The sequence below is a fragment of the Pontibacter ramchanderi genome, assembly GCF_002846395.1.
Classification (GTDB): Bacteria; Bacteroidota; Bacteroidia; order Cytophagales; family Hymenobacteraceae; genus Pontibacter; species Pontibacter ramchanderi.
Genome location: NZ_PJMU01000001.1, coordinates 610,302 through 625,112 on the forward strand (window position 1 = coordinate 610,302; position 14,811 = coordinate 625,112).

General features: G+C 51.5%; 14 protein-coding genes. 2 read left to right on the forward strand and 12 right to left on the reverse strand.

Annotation, left to right across the window (positions count from 1 at the left end):
- Positions 1–55: 55 nt before the first annotated feature.
- Genes BD749_RS02585 through BD749_RS02600 form a run of 4 tightly spaced genes read right to left on the reverse strand, consistent with a single transcriptional unit; the run spans position 56 to position 4,222 of the window.
- Positions 56–781, reverse strand: coding sequence for an N-formylglutamate amidohydrolase (locus BD749_RS02585; RefSeq protein ID WP_101442806.1), 726 nt, complete (start codon positions 779–781; stop codon positions 56–58).
- Positions 775–2,031 carry a carboxylate-amine ligase gene (locus tag BD749_RS02590; protein WP_101442807.1) on the reverse strand — a complete coding sequence of 419 codons (1,257 nt, stop codon included), beginning with the start codon at positions 2,029–2,031 and terminating at the stop codon, positions 775–777. The genes BD749_RS02585 and BD749_RS02590 overlap by 7 nt, the downstream gene beginning before the upstream one ends.
- On the reverse strand, positions 2,021–3,496 hold the full coding sequence (locus BD749_RS02595) for a RimK family protein (protein ID WP_101442808.1): 1,476 nt from the start codon (positions 3,494–3,496) through the stop codon (positions 2,021–2,023). The genes BD749_RS02590 and BD749_RS02595 overlap by 11 nt, the downstream gene beginning before the upstream one ends.
- A 3-nt stretch (positions 3,497–3,499) precedes the next feature.
- Entirely contained in the window at positions 3,500–4,222 is a 723-nt protein-coding gene (locus BD749_RS02600) for a C39 family peptidase (RefSeq protein ID WP_101442809.1), read from the reverse strand.
- Between the two features lie 197 nt (positions 4,223–4,419).
- Between BD749_RS02600 and BD749_RS02605 the strand changes: the two genes are divergently transcribed.
- Positions 4,420–5,106, forward strand: a complete 687-nt coding sequence (locus tag BD749_RS02605; RefSeq protein WP_101442810.1) for an MCP four helix bundle domain-containing protein — start codon at positions 4,420–4,422, stop codon at positions 5,104–5,106.
- A gap of 193 nt (positions 5,107–5,299) precedes the next feature.
- Here BD749_RS02605 and argH read toward each other — a convergent pair whose 3' ends face one another.
- The 8 genes from argH to BD749_RS02645 form a co-directional block, all read right to left on the reverse strand.
- The gene (gene argH / locus BD749_RS02610) at positions 5,300–6,631 is read right to left on the reverse strand and encodes an argininosuccinate lyase (protein WP_101442811.1); all 1,332 of its coding nucleotides are present in this window, start codon (positions 6,629–6,631) and stop codon (positions 5,300–5,302) included.
- 152 nt (positions 6,632–6,783) lie between these two features.
- The gene (locus BD749_RS02615; protein WP_101442812.1) at positions 6,784–7,848 is read right to left on the reverse strand and encodes a M20 family metallo-hydrolase; all 1,065 of its coding nucleotides are present in this window, start codon (positions 7,846–7,848) and stop codon (positions 6,784–6,786) included.
- Positions 7,841–8,638 (reverse strand): acetylglutamate kinase, encoded by a 798-nt coding sequence (argB, locus tag BD749_RS02620; RefSeq protein ID WP_101442813.1) that lies wholly within the window; start codon positions 8,636–8,638, stop codon positions 7,841–7,843. The genes BD749_RS02615 and argB overlap by 8 nt, the downstream gene beginning before the upstream one ends.
- Before the next feature lie 196 nt (positions 8,639–8,834).
- Positions 8,835–9,785 (reverse strand): Rossmann-fold NAD(P)-binding domain-containing protein, encoded by a 951-nt coding sequence (locus BD749_RS02625; protein ID WP_101442814.1) that lies wholly within the window; start codon positions 9,783–9,785, stop codon positions 8,835–8,837.
- On the reverse strand, positions 9,782–10,933 hold the full coding sequence (locus BD749_RS02630) for an aspartate aminotransferase family protein (protein ID WP_101442815.1): 1,152 nt from the start codon (positions 10,931–10,933) through the stop codon (positions 9,782–9,784). The genes BD749_RS02625 and BD749_RS02630 overlap by 4 nt, the downstream gene beginning before the upstream one ends.
- Positions 10,934–11,105: 172 nt before the next feature.
- Positions 11,106–12,107 (reverse strand): N-acetyl-gamma-glutamyl-phosphate reductase, encoded by a 1,002-nt coding sequence (gene argC / locus BD749_RS02635; RefSeq protein WP_101442816.1) that lies wholly within the window; start codon positions 12,105–12,107, stop codon positions 11,106–11,108.
- Positions 12,107–13,303, reverse strand: a complete 1,197-nt coding sequence (locus tag BD749_RS02640; RefSeq protein WP_101442817.1) for an argininosuccinate synthase — start codon at positions 13,301–13,303, stop codon at positions 12,107–12,109. Before BD749_RS02640 ends, argC begins: the two co-directional genes overlap by 1 nt.
- Positions 13,304–13,310: 7 nt before the next feature.
- Positions 13,311–13,979: an N-acetyltransferase gene (locus BD749_RS02645; protein ID WP_101442818.1), complete on the reverse strand. Its 669-nt coding sequence runs from the start codon at positions 13,977–13,979 to the stop codon at positions 13,311–13,313.
- A 552-nt stretch (positions 13,980–14,531) separates the two neighbouring features.
- Here BD749_RS02645 and BD749_RS02650 point away from each other — a divergent pair.
- Positions 14,532–14,810 (forward strand): hypothetical protein, encoded by a 279-nt coding sequence (locus BD749_RS02650; RefSeq protein ID WP_101442819.1) that lies wholly within the window; start codon positions 14,532–14,534, stop codon positions 14,808–14,810.
- The last annotated feature ends 1 nt before the right edge of the window (position 14,811 follow it).

Sequence of the window (14,811 nt, forward strand, 5' to 3'; positions counted from 1 at the left end):
ATGCAAATCTCTTCATATATAAAATACAGTACTGCATAACCTGTTATTTTGTTCTCTAAATAGCGTTTTTGGATGGTAGCGCCTTCTCGTGCATGGTCACTTGCTCCAGCGTATCCGCCAAAAGTGATCTTATATGCTGCCACCTGTCTCCACCTTCCTGTGCAAACTTCTGGTTTACTTCCAGTTCAATGCCTATGTATTCATCCGCCTTAAACTTACGGCGCAGGTACGTCGGGAAACCGTCTGCTATACCCAGGTAGGGATAGTTGAAGCGAACCAGCAGGTCCTTATCCGCTTTGTTGAGGGCGGCTTTCCATTTTCGGCTGTAGGCTTGCTCGTGTTTCCGCTTCGGGTTATAGAGTAGACCGATGTCCGCCTTACGTTCCTCGCCATCCAATACTGGGGTGAAGGTATGGACGGCAACATGCAGCACGCGCCTTCCAGCCGACACGAAGTCAGACACCATTTGCTCCACTTGCTCGCGATATGGTTTGTAATGTTTATCTAGCAGCCTTTCCTTTTCGGCTGGCGGCAACACTTGTGTGTACGCCGAGAAAAGGCGCGCATGGTGCAGCGAGCGATTCAGTTCTACCAACAGCCTACTCGTCTCTGAATAAAAGCCCACATCGGCCAAAGGCCGCAGAGTATGGTAGAGGTCGAGTGCACCAATGTCGTAGCCCTGGTGCGTATTCAGTATTTCCCCGTGCCCTTGAAAGAGTGGTGCATAGGCAGCGGGTATCAGGTTTCCACCGTGTTCACAGGTAAGTAAGAGTCTCAGCATGGTTTTTCAGGTATAAATACGCCGCCGTTTTGCAGGCAGCGTGACAGGCTCAGGTATACCCGCCGGATGTCGTGCTCGGTCGGGTTTTTGCCCAGTGCTTCTACCAGGCGCTTGGATAAACTGCCGCGGGACAAGATCACATTCAGGGCGTGGGCCACATGGGGCTGCTCCTCCAGATTGAGCGTTTCGGCCACCAAGTGTTTCCACAGTTCACCCACTGTGCAATTCTCTTTGCAGTCGAAACCGAAGCAATCGATAAAATCGCGGTCGTTGATCACGACTTCCTGTCCGCTGCGCACCACCTGCAGGAAAAGTTCAGCCAAACGGTTTTCGTCCCATAGTTTCAGCTTGTCTATACCTACCCAGCGCTCAGCCACCAGCGCCTGAACGGCGGCCACCACAGCCTGCAGCACAGCCAGGTCAGCCACCGGACTTTCCTGTATGTCAATGATGCGGATCTCGATGGCATTTCGGTCGAAACGGGCAATGGCACCGCGCGAGTTCAGGAATTCCTCCTGCAGCACACCTTCCGGGTCAAACGGAGCCACGGCATCATACATACGCCGCAGGATCTGTTTTTCGTAATCTTTTTGCGTGAAAACGGCTTCGGGAACCACCTTGCCGGCAATAGCAGAAATCTTGTCCTGGTTGTGGCGGTATACCTCCAGGCGGGTGTCCAGCAGGCCAGACAGCTTTCCATCCAGCACAGGTGACGAGGCCGCCAGCGCAGGTATAAGCGGCAGCACCATTCGGATGGCAGCATGCAGCTTACCGAACTCCTCGTCATTGCCAAAGGGCAGGTTCAGGTGTGTGCTCTGCAGATTGGCCCAGCCATGCCCACGGCAATCGAAAATACGGTTATAGGCCTCGTATACTGCGTTGTGCTCGTGCGGCCACAGTTTAGTTTCTTTGAATGGATCCATCAGCGGGTGGGCGCCGGTCGGCAGCAGCATGGCGTTGTGCTTCTCGAGTAACTGGTTGATCTTCCGGACATGCTCCTGAAAATCGTTTTCCAAACCATCCAGGGTATGGACAGGAGATTGCGTTTTAAGCTCCACCACGTGCAGCACCAGTTCATTGGACCAAGCCATTTTGCCAAACTCTACATCCGACACGTAGGCCCCTACCTCATCGTAGATCAACTGGTCCGTGATGGGCCGCACCTGCAGCGTGTTACGGTCCACGATCATGTATTCCATCTCCACACCATAGCCTTCAAACAGGTGTAGCGTAGCGGGTTTAGTACTCATCTGTTCTAACGTTCTTGTTGTCATCTATGCGTTTCTTTATGGATTTAAGGATAGCGGTATAAAGTTCTTTTTTTAGGATCTGATCCTCGCAGCCGGCGTCGATGCTCGGGTTATCATTTACTTCGATCACATAGGCTTTCCCGTCTATCTCCTTAATATCCACGCCATACAACCCATTGCCAATCAGGTTTGCCGCCTTGATGGCTGTGTGCAATACCACGAAAGGCACCTCTTCGAAAGGCACTGTTTCATGATCGCCTTCGGTGTCGTTCTTCTTGCCGTTCCAGTTGTAGATCTGCCAGTGCCCCTTGGCCATGAAGTACTTGCAGGCATAGAGCGGCTGCTTGTCCATGATGCCGATGCGCCAGTCAAAATCTGTGGGCGTGAACTCCTGCCCGATGATCAGTTCAGAATCGGCCAGCATGTCGTCCAGTTCGCGCTGCAGGCCTTCGCTGTCTTTGGCCTTTACGACGCCCTGTGAAAAAGAGCTGTCCGGTTTTTTGAGCACACAAGGTATACCGAGCTCCTGCTCCACCAGGTCCCGGTTATCTTTGTGAATGATCATGGTCTTGGGTATAGGCACCTTGGCTTTGGTGAGCAGCTCGGCAAGGTATACCTTGTTGGTGCAGCGCAGAATAGAGATCGGATCGTCGATCACCACCAATCCGTCGGCGTAGGCTTTGCGAGCGAACTTATAGGTATGGTGGTTTACCGAGGTGGTCTCCCGGATGAAAAGCGCATCAAACTCGGGCAGGCGCCGGTAATCGTCTTTCGTGATCATCTCGACGTAGAAGCCCATGCTCTCACCGGCCTCCACAAAGTGCTGCAGGGCCTTTTTGTTCGAGGGCGGCTCTTTTTCATCCGGATCCACCAAGATGGCCAGGTCATAAATCTTGTTGCGCCCGATCTTGGCGCCCGAAAAGCGGTGCCTTGCAAAGTAGGACTTCGCGAACCGCAGCAAATAGCGCCAGTGGTGCTCCGGCACGTCGTTAATAGGTATAGCGGATATGCTCTGCAGCACCCACTCGTCCTTGTACACAAACTGCGCCCGGAGCAAAGGGGCCTGAAACAGGTCGTGGAGTTGCTTGCAAAGCTTTTCGTACTTTTGCGCCACATTCTGCCCAAAGTAAATGCTCAGGGTGAAGGACTTGGAGCGCAGACTGCCCAGCGTTTTCTGAATCAGGTCGTTGAGTTCTACTGTAATGGCACGCACAATGGTGGGGCTTTTCAGGTCCTGCATGGTGGCCACACTGGGTATAGGCTTGTGCCCGCGCGCCTCGGCCAGCAGCGACACATAGTACCCGGCACTCTGGTATTTGTAAGAACGGCACAGGTTAAAAATGCGGGCATTCTTGATGTCGGTATAGGCCGTATCGGTGAGGTATGTCTGTACATCCACTACTTCGACGTCTTCAATCGCCACATCCCAATCTTTGGGATAATCTACTACTACTATCTTTCGCATGTTTTATTCGTCGATGGGTTCTGAGTCCACTGGTTTAATGGCCAGCAGGTTAGCATCGTAGGTAGCCATACCCAACATAATGGAGTTGAGCAGGTGCGATGCTTTTACCTCATAGTAATTGTTTTGAAAAAAAGGGTTCTCCTGGTAAGGGTCGGCCACTACAATCTGTTTCTGGTCGTCGGCAAAGCCGCACAATACCACAAAATGCCCCATCGGGTAGCCGCGCACGTCGTCGTAAATGGAATTGCCGGCCTCATCGCTAAACTCCCTGGCGCTTTGGTACAGGTAGGTAGCGCTTAGGCCCGTTAGCAGCGGAATGCCTTTTTCAAAGTACTCACGCAGCAGCCCTTTGGTCAGGTCGGTGCAACGCAGCTCGCCGCCTCGTTGCAAAAAATCGATGTACGCCAGGGTTGCCCTTTTGAATTTGGATCCTTTCTTGTAGTCCAGCTGCTCCTCCAGTTTTACAATGATCTCCTCGTTGCTGAGCTGAAACCAGGTAGGGTCGAAGATGTGCAGGTTGTAGGTATAGATGCGGGCCTTGTAGCCCCGTTTAAGCGCATGGCAAGCCAGCAATACCTCCAGCGTACCACCTTCATCGAGGTAAGGCACCTCCTTGATGACCTCGCTGAGCGAAATGGGATCTTTGAAATAACGGTACACCGCATGCAAACTAGTAGGTCCGCAAGTGGAGTCGTCAGGTTGTGTATGGATCTTGATCGGAATCACAGGCAGTTAATTTGTGTTGCACTTATGAGCAGTGTGCCTGTTATACGCGGACTGGAAAAGAAGTTATCTGTATTTTAAAAAGAAGAAGTAACAATTTGCCACAGCTCCAGCATCCATTTTACCTGTAAGAATAGGGGTAAAAATTGTGTTATACAGGCCAAAAACGTATATTGTCTTTCAATTAAATCTTATTTCGTATGAACTGGGCCTATCGAATTACAAAACGTGATAAAGTGGCATTTGCGCTGGGTTCAGTGTTTGCTATTATCATTTTGGCCAACTGGTTTGCCAGCTACAGCATTGGGCGGGTGAGCAACCAGTTTAGCGAGGTATACCACGACCGGCTGGTACCATCCCTGGTAATTTCGGATGTGATGGAACGCTACTACCAGAACCGCCTGACACTTGAAGACCACATCCTGTCGGCCTCAGCCTCGAAACAGGACAGCCTGCAACAGCTTGTGGCAGCTAACACGCAGGAGATAGAAACGCTGATCAATCAGTTCGAGAAAACATACTTGATCGAGCGCGAAAGCGCCGGTCTGGCCACATACAAGAAGGAATTTGAAAAGCTTGTGGCCGTGCAGGACCGTATTCTGCAGCTAAGCAGCGAAGGAGAAAAAGCGGAAGCGGAGAGCCTGTACCGTACGGAGGGTCATCAGGCATTTCTGCACTTGTTGGAGCCACTTCACGAGTTAATCAAACTCCAGGGCGAAGTAGGAAAGGAATTGTACCAATCGGCCGACAGGCAGGTAAAAACCTTGAAGGTGCTCTCATACCTGGTCATTGGCATGTCGGTGTTCATCGCGCTGCTGGTTGCCACACTGCTGCAAGCCACCCGCAAACTGAAAAACATCAAACCACAGAACTACCATTTGAACTGAGGGAGTTTGAGAGTTAATGAGTTTATGAGTTTAAGAAATTAGAGTTTAGTCCATGCTAAACACATCAATGGCCTGCATAGTAGCAGGCCTTTGATGTGTTCAAGGTATAGGAATATGAATAAGCAGAGTGCCAGCCTTCCAAAGGTTTCCTAATTCATCATTCCTCAACAATCAAACTCCTCAACTCTTAAACTTATTTCACCAACTCCTCTAGTGCCTTTTCGGCTCTATCGAATTGGAAACCGGCAATCGCCTGTTCCATCAGGGCAGCGATTTCCTGGGTGCAAAGATTGCCGATACTGCCTTCGTGGGTATGGGTCATCTGTTCTGGCGCGGCAAAGGTACCTGCCTCAATGCGCTCGCCTACTACTTTGTAAGCATCCCGGAATGGCATACCCGCCAGTACCTCGGCGTTTACTGCATCCACACTAAAGGCATACTTGTATTTTTCCTCCTCCATGATCTGATCGCGCACCTGTAGCTGCGGCAGCATAAAGGCCATCATTTGCAGGCAATCTTTGAGCTCGGTTATGGCCAGGAAAAGTGATTCCTTGAGCAGTTGCAACTCCCGATGATAGCCGGATGGCAGGTTGATAAGCAGCATCGAGATTTCGGTTGGCAGTGACTGCAGTTTGTTGCATTTGCCCCGCATGATCTCAAACACATCCGGGTTCTTTTTGTGCGGCATGATGCTGGAACCGGTCGTCAGGTTATCCGGCAGACTCACAAAGGCAAAGTTCTGGCTCATGTACAGACACAGGTCCATGGCCATGCGCGCCAGTGTGGCAGCCACCGACGCCATGGCTGTGCTCACTACACGCTCCGTCTTACCGCGCCCCATCTGGGCGTATACTACATTATAGTTCAGGGTGCCAAAGCCAAGCAGCTCTGTCGTAAGCTGGCGGTTGAGCGGGAACGAAGAACCGTAACCCGCTGCTGATCCCAGGGGGTTTTTATCTGTCACCTTATAAGCCGCCTGCAGCAGCAGCACGTCGTCCACCAGGCTTTCGGCGTAGGCGCCAAACCACAAACCAAAAGACGAAGGCATGGCCACCTGCAAATGGGTATAGCCCGGAAGCAGTTTGTCCTTGTGCCGCTCGCTCTGCTCCTGCAGTACGTTAAACAAGGCCTTCACCTCATAAACCAGTTGCTGCAGCTCATGGCGCAGGTATAGCTTCAGGTCCACCAGCACCTGGTCGTTGCGCGATCGGCCACTGTGAATTTTCTTCCCGGCTTCGCCCAGTTTGCGTGTCAGTTCCAGCTCCACCTGCGAGTGGATGTCCTCCACTCCTGGCTCAATTTCAAAATCACCCGCCACAATACGATGGTAAATGGCTTTCATCTCCAGCTGCAGTGCCTCCAGGTCTTCTTTTTCCAGCAAACCCACCTGCTGCAGCATGCGTGTATGCGCCAGCGAACCCAGCACATCGAAGGCAGCCAGTTTCATGTCAAATTCCGGGTCGCGGCCAACGGTAAACTGCTCGATCTCTTTTCTGACGTCGCTGTTTTTTTGCCAGAGTTTCATAATTCAGTTTTGATTGAGTGAATGAGTGATTTTTCTTTCTGTCATTTCGGACGCTGGTTAAGAACCTGAATCCAAGTTTCACATCCGGGCATCTCGCTCTGCTCGAGATGCCATTTTAGGTAAGTTCGTTTCCCGCTCCTGGTATTAATTTATTATCTGATAACCTGCTCCAATATGTCGATGTACAGACCGATCCCCTCTTCGATTTCGTGCAGGTAGATGAATTCATCGGCCATGTGCGAGCGGGCGGAGTCACCGGGCCCCAGCTTGAGCGAAGGTATGGAGAGCAGCGCCTGATCGGAAGTAGTAGGTGAGCCATAAGTATGGCGGCCCAAAGCTATACCTGCTTTCACCAGCGGGTGCTCCATCGGTATAGATGAGGGCTTGAGGCGCATAGATCGTGGCGTCACCGTTGCCTTGACGTGTTGGCGAATCACCCCCAGCACTTCTTCCATGCTATAAGCATCCGTTAGGCGAACATCGACGGTAAACTGGCACTGATCGGGCACCACGTTGTGTTGTGTACCTGCCTGCACCATGGTTACCGACATTTTCAACGGCCCCAGATGCTCTGATACTTTCGGGAAACGGTAGGTCTGAAACCAGGTAATATCCGGCAGTGCTTCGTAGATCGCATTCAGCCCTTCTTCGCGGGCGGCATGACCGGAGTGGCCTTTGGCCACACAGTCCAGCACCAGCAAACCTTTCTCGGCCACGGCCAGTTGCATGAGCGTGGGCTCGCCCACAATGGCTGCTTCCAGTTCGCCTAGTTCAGGCAGGATCACTTCGAGTCCGTCTTTCCCTGAAATTTCCTCTTCAGCGGTTGCCGCGAATATCAGGTTATAGCGGAGATCAGAACGATCATAGAAGTACAGAAAAGTCATCAGAAGCGATACCAGGCAACCACCGGCGTCGTTGCTTCCCAGGCCATACAGTTTTCGATCCGTTACGCTAGCGGTAAAGGGATCGCGGGTATAGCCGGTATTGGGCTTCACGGTGTCGTGGTGTGAGTTGAGCAACAAGGTAGGCAAGGCAGGGTTATAGTGCCTGTTAAAAGCCCACACATTGTTTAGTTTGCGCTCTATAGCCACTCCTTTTGATTGAAGAAAACCAGCGATTATCTCAGCAGTTTGGTCTTCCTCTTTGCTGAATGAAGGTATAGCGATGAGTTGCTGCAGCAGTTCTACTGCCTCCGGGTAAAGGCTCTCTTTATGCATGGCTGAGTGTGATTGAAGTGCCTGAAAAAGTACCTGAACCGGCCAAGGAAGCAAGTCCCTCCGCCTCCCCGATCAGCACGGCTTTTACGCCTTGTCGAAGCGCAGCGAAAGCATTGTCCAGTTTCGGGATCATACCATCTGTTACAATGCCTTTTTCCTTCAGCTCTTTATACCTGTTTTCATCGATATGAGAAATTACAGAGTTATCGTCGGAAGCATCGGCCAGTACGCCTTTCTTTTCGAAGCAGTACACCAGTTGCACATTATAATGCGGTGCCAAGGCCGTAGCCAGTACCGAGGCAATTGTATCGGCATTGGTGTTCAGCATGTTTCCATGGCCATCGTGCGTGAGCGGTGCAAACACAGGCGTCAGTCCGGCGCTTAGCAGTGCTCGTATGGCCGTAGCATTGATTGTTTCCGGACCTGCTATATCGCCGGCATACCCATAGTCCACCGTTTTCACGGGGCGCTTTGTGGCAGGTATAGCATTGGCATCGGCGCCTGTCATGCCGATGGCGTTGCAACCCAGGGCCTGTAGTTGCGCCACCACATTCTTATTGATCAGCCCGCCATAAACCATGGTCACCACCTGTAGCGTTTCGGCGTCCGTCAGGCGACGACCCTCTACGTAAGCCGGTGCTATACCTAGGCGCAGCCCGATAGTAGATGCGATTTTACCCCCACCATGCACCAGCAGTTTAAGTCCGGACAGTTGCGCGAAATCAATCAAAAAACGCTGCAACCGCTCCGGCTTATCTAAAACATTGCCCCCTATCTTTATAATGTACATCTTTTATATTGAGTAAATGACTGCGTTAGCGCATGAGTGATTTAAATAGAGCGCTAAGGAGTGATCGGTAAATTAGTATTTTAGTTGATCGATATAGATGATTTTGTAGAGAGACAGGTCGCGACCTGTCTCTCTACAACTATAACTGGAACATCTCTAAATATACAAATCACTAAATCACTCAACTGCTCAATCACTAATTGGCCTCCAACATCCGTTTCAGAACCGCCTGTGCAGCATACAAACGGTTATTTGCCTGCTCTATCACCAGTGAATTTGGCCCATCGAGCACTTCGTGGCTTAGCTCCAGGCCGCGGCGCACCGGCAGGCAGTGCATAACTTTCGCGTTATTTGTCAGGGCCAGCTTTTCGTTCGTGATCATCCAGCCTTCGCCGTTTGTCAGCACTTTGCCATACTGCTCGTAGCTCGACCAGTTTTTCACATACACAAAGTCAGCACCTTGCAAGGCCTCGTCTTGGTTGTGCAGTACCTGAGCACCTTGGGTAAATTCATCCGCCAGGTCATACCCTTTCGGATTGGTGATCACCAGCTCTACGTCCGCCTGCTGCATCCACTCGGCAAACGAGTTAGCCACACAGTGCGGTATTGGTTTGATATGCGGTGCCCAACTCAGCACCACTTTAGGCCGCTTCCCTGCCGCCGTCTGCTCTTTAATCGTAATCAGGTCGGCCAGGCTCTGCAGCGGATGGCGCGTGGCCGACTCCAGGCTCACAACCGGAACACCAGTCAGCTCAATGAATTTACGCAGCAGGTCTTCACTGTAGTCTTCCTCTCTGTCCTGCAGTTTCGGGAAAGAGCGGATACCGATAATGTCGCAGTACTGCCCCATCACCGCCGCTGCCTCGCGAATGTGCTCTACTGTGCTGCCGTCCATGATCACGCCATCCTGGGTTTCGAGTGCCCAGCCTTCTTTGTCTAAGTTCATCACCATCACGTTCATGCCCAGGTTTAGGCCGGCTTTCTGAGTGCTCAGGCGCGTGCGCAAGCTGGGGTTCATGAAAATAAGGCCAAGCGTTTTATCCTGCCCCAGTGCCTTGTGCGCGTACGGCGATTGCTTAAGTTCGAGTGCTTCGTTTACCAGGGCGGCTATGTCCTGCACATCGTGTACGGAAGTGAATTGCTTCATTTGGCGGTTACTTTTTTGGTAAGGATGGAAGAAAATGCTTTTAGGAATAGATCGGCTTCTGCTTTGCTGATCGTGAGGGCAGGCAGCAGGCGGAGCGTGTTCTTGTTGGAAGAACTGCCCGTAAAAATGCCAAACTGGCTCAGCAACTCTTTGCGGATGCCAGCGCAGGGCTCGTTCAGTTCGATGCCGATCATCAGACCCTGGCCACGCACCTCTTTCACACCCGGCATGCCTTCGAGTTGCTCTTTTAGGTAATGCCCCATGATCGTGGCATTCTCCAGAAGTTCCTCTTTCTCGATAACCTCCAGCACTGCCAGTGATGCTGCACAGGCCAGGTAATTGCCTCCAAAGGTGGTGCCCAGCATGCCATGCCGTGCCTCAATTTCCGGACTGATCAGCACACCGCCCACCGGGAAGCCATTGCCCATGCCTTTGGCCACCGTGATCAAATCAGGCTGAATGCCTGCATGTTGATGCGCGAAAAATTTGCCCGAACGGCCATAGCCGGACTGCACTTCATCCAAAATCAGGAGCGCACCTACTTTTTTGCAGCCCGCTTCGAGTGCTTTCAGAAAGTTTACTGTCGGTATGTTTACCCCACCTACACCCTGTATACCTTCCACAATCACAGCCGCCAGTTCCTGCCCGTGCTTTTGCAGGGCTTCCTCGAAAGCCGCCACATCATTGAAAGGCATAAAAATGATATTGTCTGTCTGGTTGATCGGCGCCACGATGCTCGTGTCGTCGGTAGCGGCCACAGCGGCAGAGGTACGGCCATGAAAAGAGGCTGAAAAGGAAATGACCTTCTTGCGACCGGTCTGGAATGAAGCCAGTTTCAGGGCATTTTCGTTTGCCTCAGCACCGGAGTTGCACAGAAAAAAGCTATAGGCATCATAACCGCTCAGTTTGCCTAGTTTTACAGCCAGTTCCTGCTGCATCGGCATTTGCACGGCGTTAGAGTAGAAGCCGATATCGTATAGTTGGCGCGCAATGCGCTTCACATAGTGTGGGTGAGAATGACCGATGGAAATAACGGCGTGGCCACCGTAGAGGTCCAGGTACTTGCGGCCTTCTTTGTCCCAAACAGACAGACCGGCGGCTCTTACAGGTTCGATATCGAAGAGCGGGTAAACATCAAAGAGGTTCATGGCTAGGGAATTAGATGTAAGAGGTTAGAAAATAGATGTAGAACAGTGTTCTTGGGTACTGTAGCATGATTTCAGTTATTAATTAGCAATTAACAGTAAACAGCAAAAGACTAATGGTTAAGCATGATCAGTTAACAGTAAATGTTTAATGCTTACTGTTAATTGATCCCTGTTAAAAAGAAGTCGCTTTCAGCTTTAAGCCGGTTGTCTCTTCCAGACCGAAAACCAGGTTCATGTTCTGCACGGCTTGGCCGGCGGCACCTTTTAGCAAGTTATCGATCAGGCTGGTGATGACGAGCATGTTACCATGCTTCTGCAGGTGCAGCACGCACTTGTTGGTGTTCACCACCTGCTTTAGGTCCGGGTTCTGGTCAGTCACAATCGTGAACGGATGCCCTGCGTAGTAGTTTCCATACAGGGCTTGCGCCTCTTCCAGCGAGATAGCTGTTTGCAGGTAGGCAGTAATGAAGATGCCTCTGGCAAAAGGGCCTCGGTAAGGTATAAAATGGATATTGGACTGGTCTTCGGGCTGCAGGTATAGCAGGCTTCTATTGATCTCGCGAAGGTGCTGGTGCTCCATTACTTTGTAAGTCGAGATGTTTTCGGTGCGCCAGCTGAAATGCGATGTGGCGCTCAAACTCTGGCCTGCACCCGTCGAGCCTGTGATACCGCTCACGTGCACATCGCTTTGCAGCATATTCTGCTTGGCGAGCGGCAATAAGGCTAGCTGTATACCTGTGGCAAAGCAACCCGGATTGGCGATGTGCTTTGCCTGCCGTATCTGCTCGCGCTGTAGTTCCGGCAATCCGTACACAAAGCTTCGCTCACCGGCTTCCACCACATCGCATATCGTTTTTTCATTCCAACGGAAGTCCTGGCTCAGATCGATGATCTTTGTTTCAGCAGGCACTTCATTTTCTGCCAGGAACCTGGCCGCCTCGCCATGTCCGGCACATAGAAACAGCACCTCCACAGGTATAGCGGCATCGGCAGAAAAGCTGATATCCGTTTCGCCCAGCAAATCGGGGTGAGCGGTATGCACCGGCTTGCCGGCCTGGCTGCGGCTCTGTACGAAAGCAAGTTCCACGTTAGGGTGCAGCAGCAATAGGCGGAGCAATTCGCCACCGGCATACCCCGCACCACCTACTATACCTGCTTTTATCTTCATTGCCATTATAGCTCCGTGTTGTTGATCTTGTGGTACATCATGGCCTGGTTGCCGAAAATCTTCGAGAAGCCTTTTACGTCCTCACCCGACCAGGCATTGTTCATCTCTCCGTAGCTACCGAACTTCGACGACATCAGGTCATGCTCCGATTCAATGCCTTCTACCTGGAAACGGTAAGGCGCAAGCAGCACGTGTACCTTGCCTGTTACGTTCTCCTGGGTTTCCTGCAGGAAGGTCTCGATGTTACGCATGGTCGGGTCGATGAACTGCCCTTCGTGTAGCCAGTTGCCATACCAGGTGGCCAGTTGGTCTTTCCAGTACAGCTGCCACTTGGTGAGCACGTGCTTCTCCAGCGTATGGTGCGCCTTGATGATCACCATCGGGGCAGCTGCCTCAAAACCCACACGGCCTTTGATGCCGATGATCGTGTCGCCCACGTGGATGTCGCGGCCGATGGCAAAAGGTCCCGCTATACCTTGCAGCGCCTGAATAGCCTGTACCGGGCTGTCATAAAAGGTGTCGTTTATACCTGTCAGCTCGCCTTTTTCAAAATGCAGGGTCACGCGCTCCGGCTGCTCTTTGGTGAGCTGCGTCGGGTAGGCCGATTCCGGTAGTGGCAGGTTTGAAGTCAGTGTTTCCTTGCCGCCAACGGAGGTGCCCCAAATGCCTTTGTTAATCGAGTATTGCGCTTTCACGAAGTCATACTCCACGCCGTGCTTTTTCAGGTACTCGATCTCCTCTTCACGCGAAAGTTTCATATCACGGATCGGGGTAATGATCTCAATATTTGGGATCATCACATGAAAGATCATGTCGAAGCGCACCTGGTCGTTGCCGGCGCCGGTACTGCCGTGGGCCACATAATCGGCTCCAAGCGCTTTGGCGTGGCGGGCTATGGCCATGGCCTGCGTCACGCGTTCGGCACTAACCGAAAGCGGATAAGTGTTGTTCTTAAGCACGTTCCCGAAAATCAGGTACTTGATGCAGCTCTGGTAGTAGTACTCCATTTCGTCCAGGTTGGTGTGCTTGGCTACGCCCAGATCGTAGGCGCGCTGCTCGGTCTGCAGCAGTTCCTCCTCAGTAAAGCCGCCGGTGTTCACTAAAACGGAGTGCACTTCCAGGTCTTTTTCTGCTTTCAGGTATTTTACACAGTAAGAGGTGTCAAGACCGCCGCTGAAGGCTAAAACAACTTTCTTCTTCATGCTATTCTTAGATGTTGGTCGGGTTAATATTTGAGTTGGTGTTTCCCTGCGCAAAGGTGCCGTAGCCTACCGGTACAGCAGGCTCGTCGAGCGGCGTCAGGATTTGCAGTTGCTCCCTGGCGATCGGTTTTTGCTCGCGCGCCGGATCGTAAAGCATGGCGGTGCACAGACAGTTGCTACGGTTCTTCATCATCAGAATCTCGTAGTTGATGCAGCTTTTGCAGCCATTCCAGAAAGCATCATCGTCGGTCAGCTCAGAATAGGTTACCGGTCGGTAGCCCAGGTCAGAGTTGATCTTCATCACGGCCAGCCCTGTGGTCAGGCCAAAGATTTTGGCGTCTGGGTACTTACTGCGCGAGAGCTCGAATATCTTGTTTTTGATCAGTTTGGCCAGTCCGCTTTTGCGCAGCTCCGGCGACACGATCAGGCCGGAGTTGGCCACATACTTGCCGTGGCTCCATGTTTCGATGTAGCAGAAACCCGCCCAAACGCCGTTCATGTCCAGCGCAATAACGGCCTTGCCCTCCAGCATTTTCTGGGCAATGTACTCCGGCGTACGCTTGGCTATACCTGTACCTCTGGCTTTGGCAGACGATTCCATTTCATCGCAGATCTGCTGCGCGTAGCTGGTGTGTTGCACATCGGCAACCGTGATGATAAAAGGAGATGGATTCATTTTGGAAAATATATACCCGGGCCGTGCCTGTGCAGGGCCAGATGCTATAGCTTAAAAAATGGTAAAAAGCAGCAGCGAACCGGTTATGCTTTACAGCATAGCCCAATCGGGAGCTTAAACACTGATCAGAAAAAAAATTGGAAGGATGACCACTGCGTAGGTGGTCAGGAAGCACGTCGGCCTAGGGCCTGTAGCGGACCACGGCATTAATAGCCCTCAAAACTACCCTGGCAGACAGGATAGAAAAAGTCGCACCTTCCAGAGAAAGGTGATTTACCATCGCAGATGATAAAGTCGGCTTTTTTTTCATTTCAATTTGTCGGTTCAAATTTAAAGAAACAGGTCAATCCCTGTTTCAGGAAGCAAAGATTTGCAATTAATATCGGTATATACAACAAATGGTTGTAAATTATGATAAAAATTACACCTTACTACAAAATGTTACAACATTTAGTTTAATTCCGCCTTCATTTGTTTGGGTATTTTCAAAGCGCTCCTGGGACCAGCAATAACTGGCCAAAATTTTAAGGGCTTTGCGTATCTTGCAGCGCAATGAAAAATTTATCTCTTAGCGTCTTCATCGGGCTGCTGTTTTCGGCCATCGGCACGGCTTCGCTTTTTATGACACGCGATCCGCTGATGGCTGCCATCTGGCTCAGCTTTGGAAATGGCCTGATCCTGTCTAACCTGCGCTTTAGCAAACCCGATGCGGCGGGCAACCTGGTGGCCGCCCCTATACCTAAAGTCAGATTTTATGTTGGCATCGGCCTGATTATAATGGCGGTGGTACTACTGGGCGTGCAGGTATACACCGATATGCAGCAGGTATAGC

What these genes read in the sequence shown, in the direction of transcription:
- argH (WP_101442811.1), bottom strand. Translation starts at nt 6,631, where the DNA reads ATGAAACTCTGGCAAAAAAACAGCGACGTCAGAAAAGAGATCGAGCAG.
- BD749_RS02605 (WP_101442810.1), top strand. Translation starts at nt 4,420, where the DNA reads ATGAACTGGGCCTATCGAATTACAAAACGTGATAAAGTGGCATTTGCG.
- argC (WP_101442816.1), bottom strand. Translation starts at nt 12,107, where the DNA reads ATGGCAATGAAGATAAAAGCAGGTATAGTAGGTGGTGCGGGGTATGCC.
- BD749_RS02615 (WP_101442812.1), bottom strand. Translation starts at nt 7,848, where the DNA reads ATGCATAAAGAGAGCCTTTACCCGGAGGCAGTAGAACTGCTGCAGCAA.
- BD749_RS02590 (WP_101442807.1), bottom strand. Translation starts at nt 2,031, where the DNA reads ATGAGTACTAAACCCGCTACGCTACACCTGTTTGAAGGCTATGGTGTG.
- BD749_RS02640 (WP_101442817.1), bottom strand. Translation starts at nt 13,303, where the DNA reads ATGAAGAAGAAAGTTGTTTTAGCCTTCAGCGGCGGTCTTGACACCTCT.
- BD749_RS02585 (WP_101442806.1), bottom strand. Translation starts at nt 781, where the DNA reads ATGCTGAGACTCTTACTTACCTGTGAACACGGTGGAAACCTGATACCC.
- BD749_RS02645 (WP_101442818.1), bottom strand. Translation starts at nt 13,979, where the DNA reads ATGAATCCATCTCCTTTTATCATCACGGTTGCCGATGTGCAACACACC.
- BD749_RS02650 (WP_101442819.1), top strand. Translation starts at nt 14,532, where the DNA reads ATGAAAAATTTATCTCTTAGCGTCTTCATCGGGCTGCTGTTTTCGGCC.
- BD749_RS02595 (WP_101442808.1), bottom strand. Translation starts at nt 3,496, where the DNA reads ATGCGAAAGATAGTAGTAGTAGATTATCCCAAAGATTGGGATGTGGCG.
- BD749_RS02625 (WP_101442814.1), bottom strand. Translation starts at nt 9,785, where the DNA reads ATGAAGCAATTCACTTCCGTACACGATGTGCAGGACATAGCCGCCCTG.
- argB (WP_101442813.1), bottom strand. Translation starts at nt 8,638, where the DNA reads ATGTACATTATAAAGATAGGGGGCAATGTTTTAGATAAGCCGGAGCGG.
- BD749_RS02630 (WP_101442815.1), bottom strand. Translation starts at nt 10,933, where the DNA reads ATGAACCTCTTTGATGTTTACCCGCTCTTCGATATCGAACCTGTAAGA.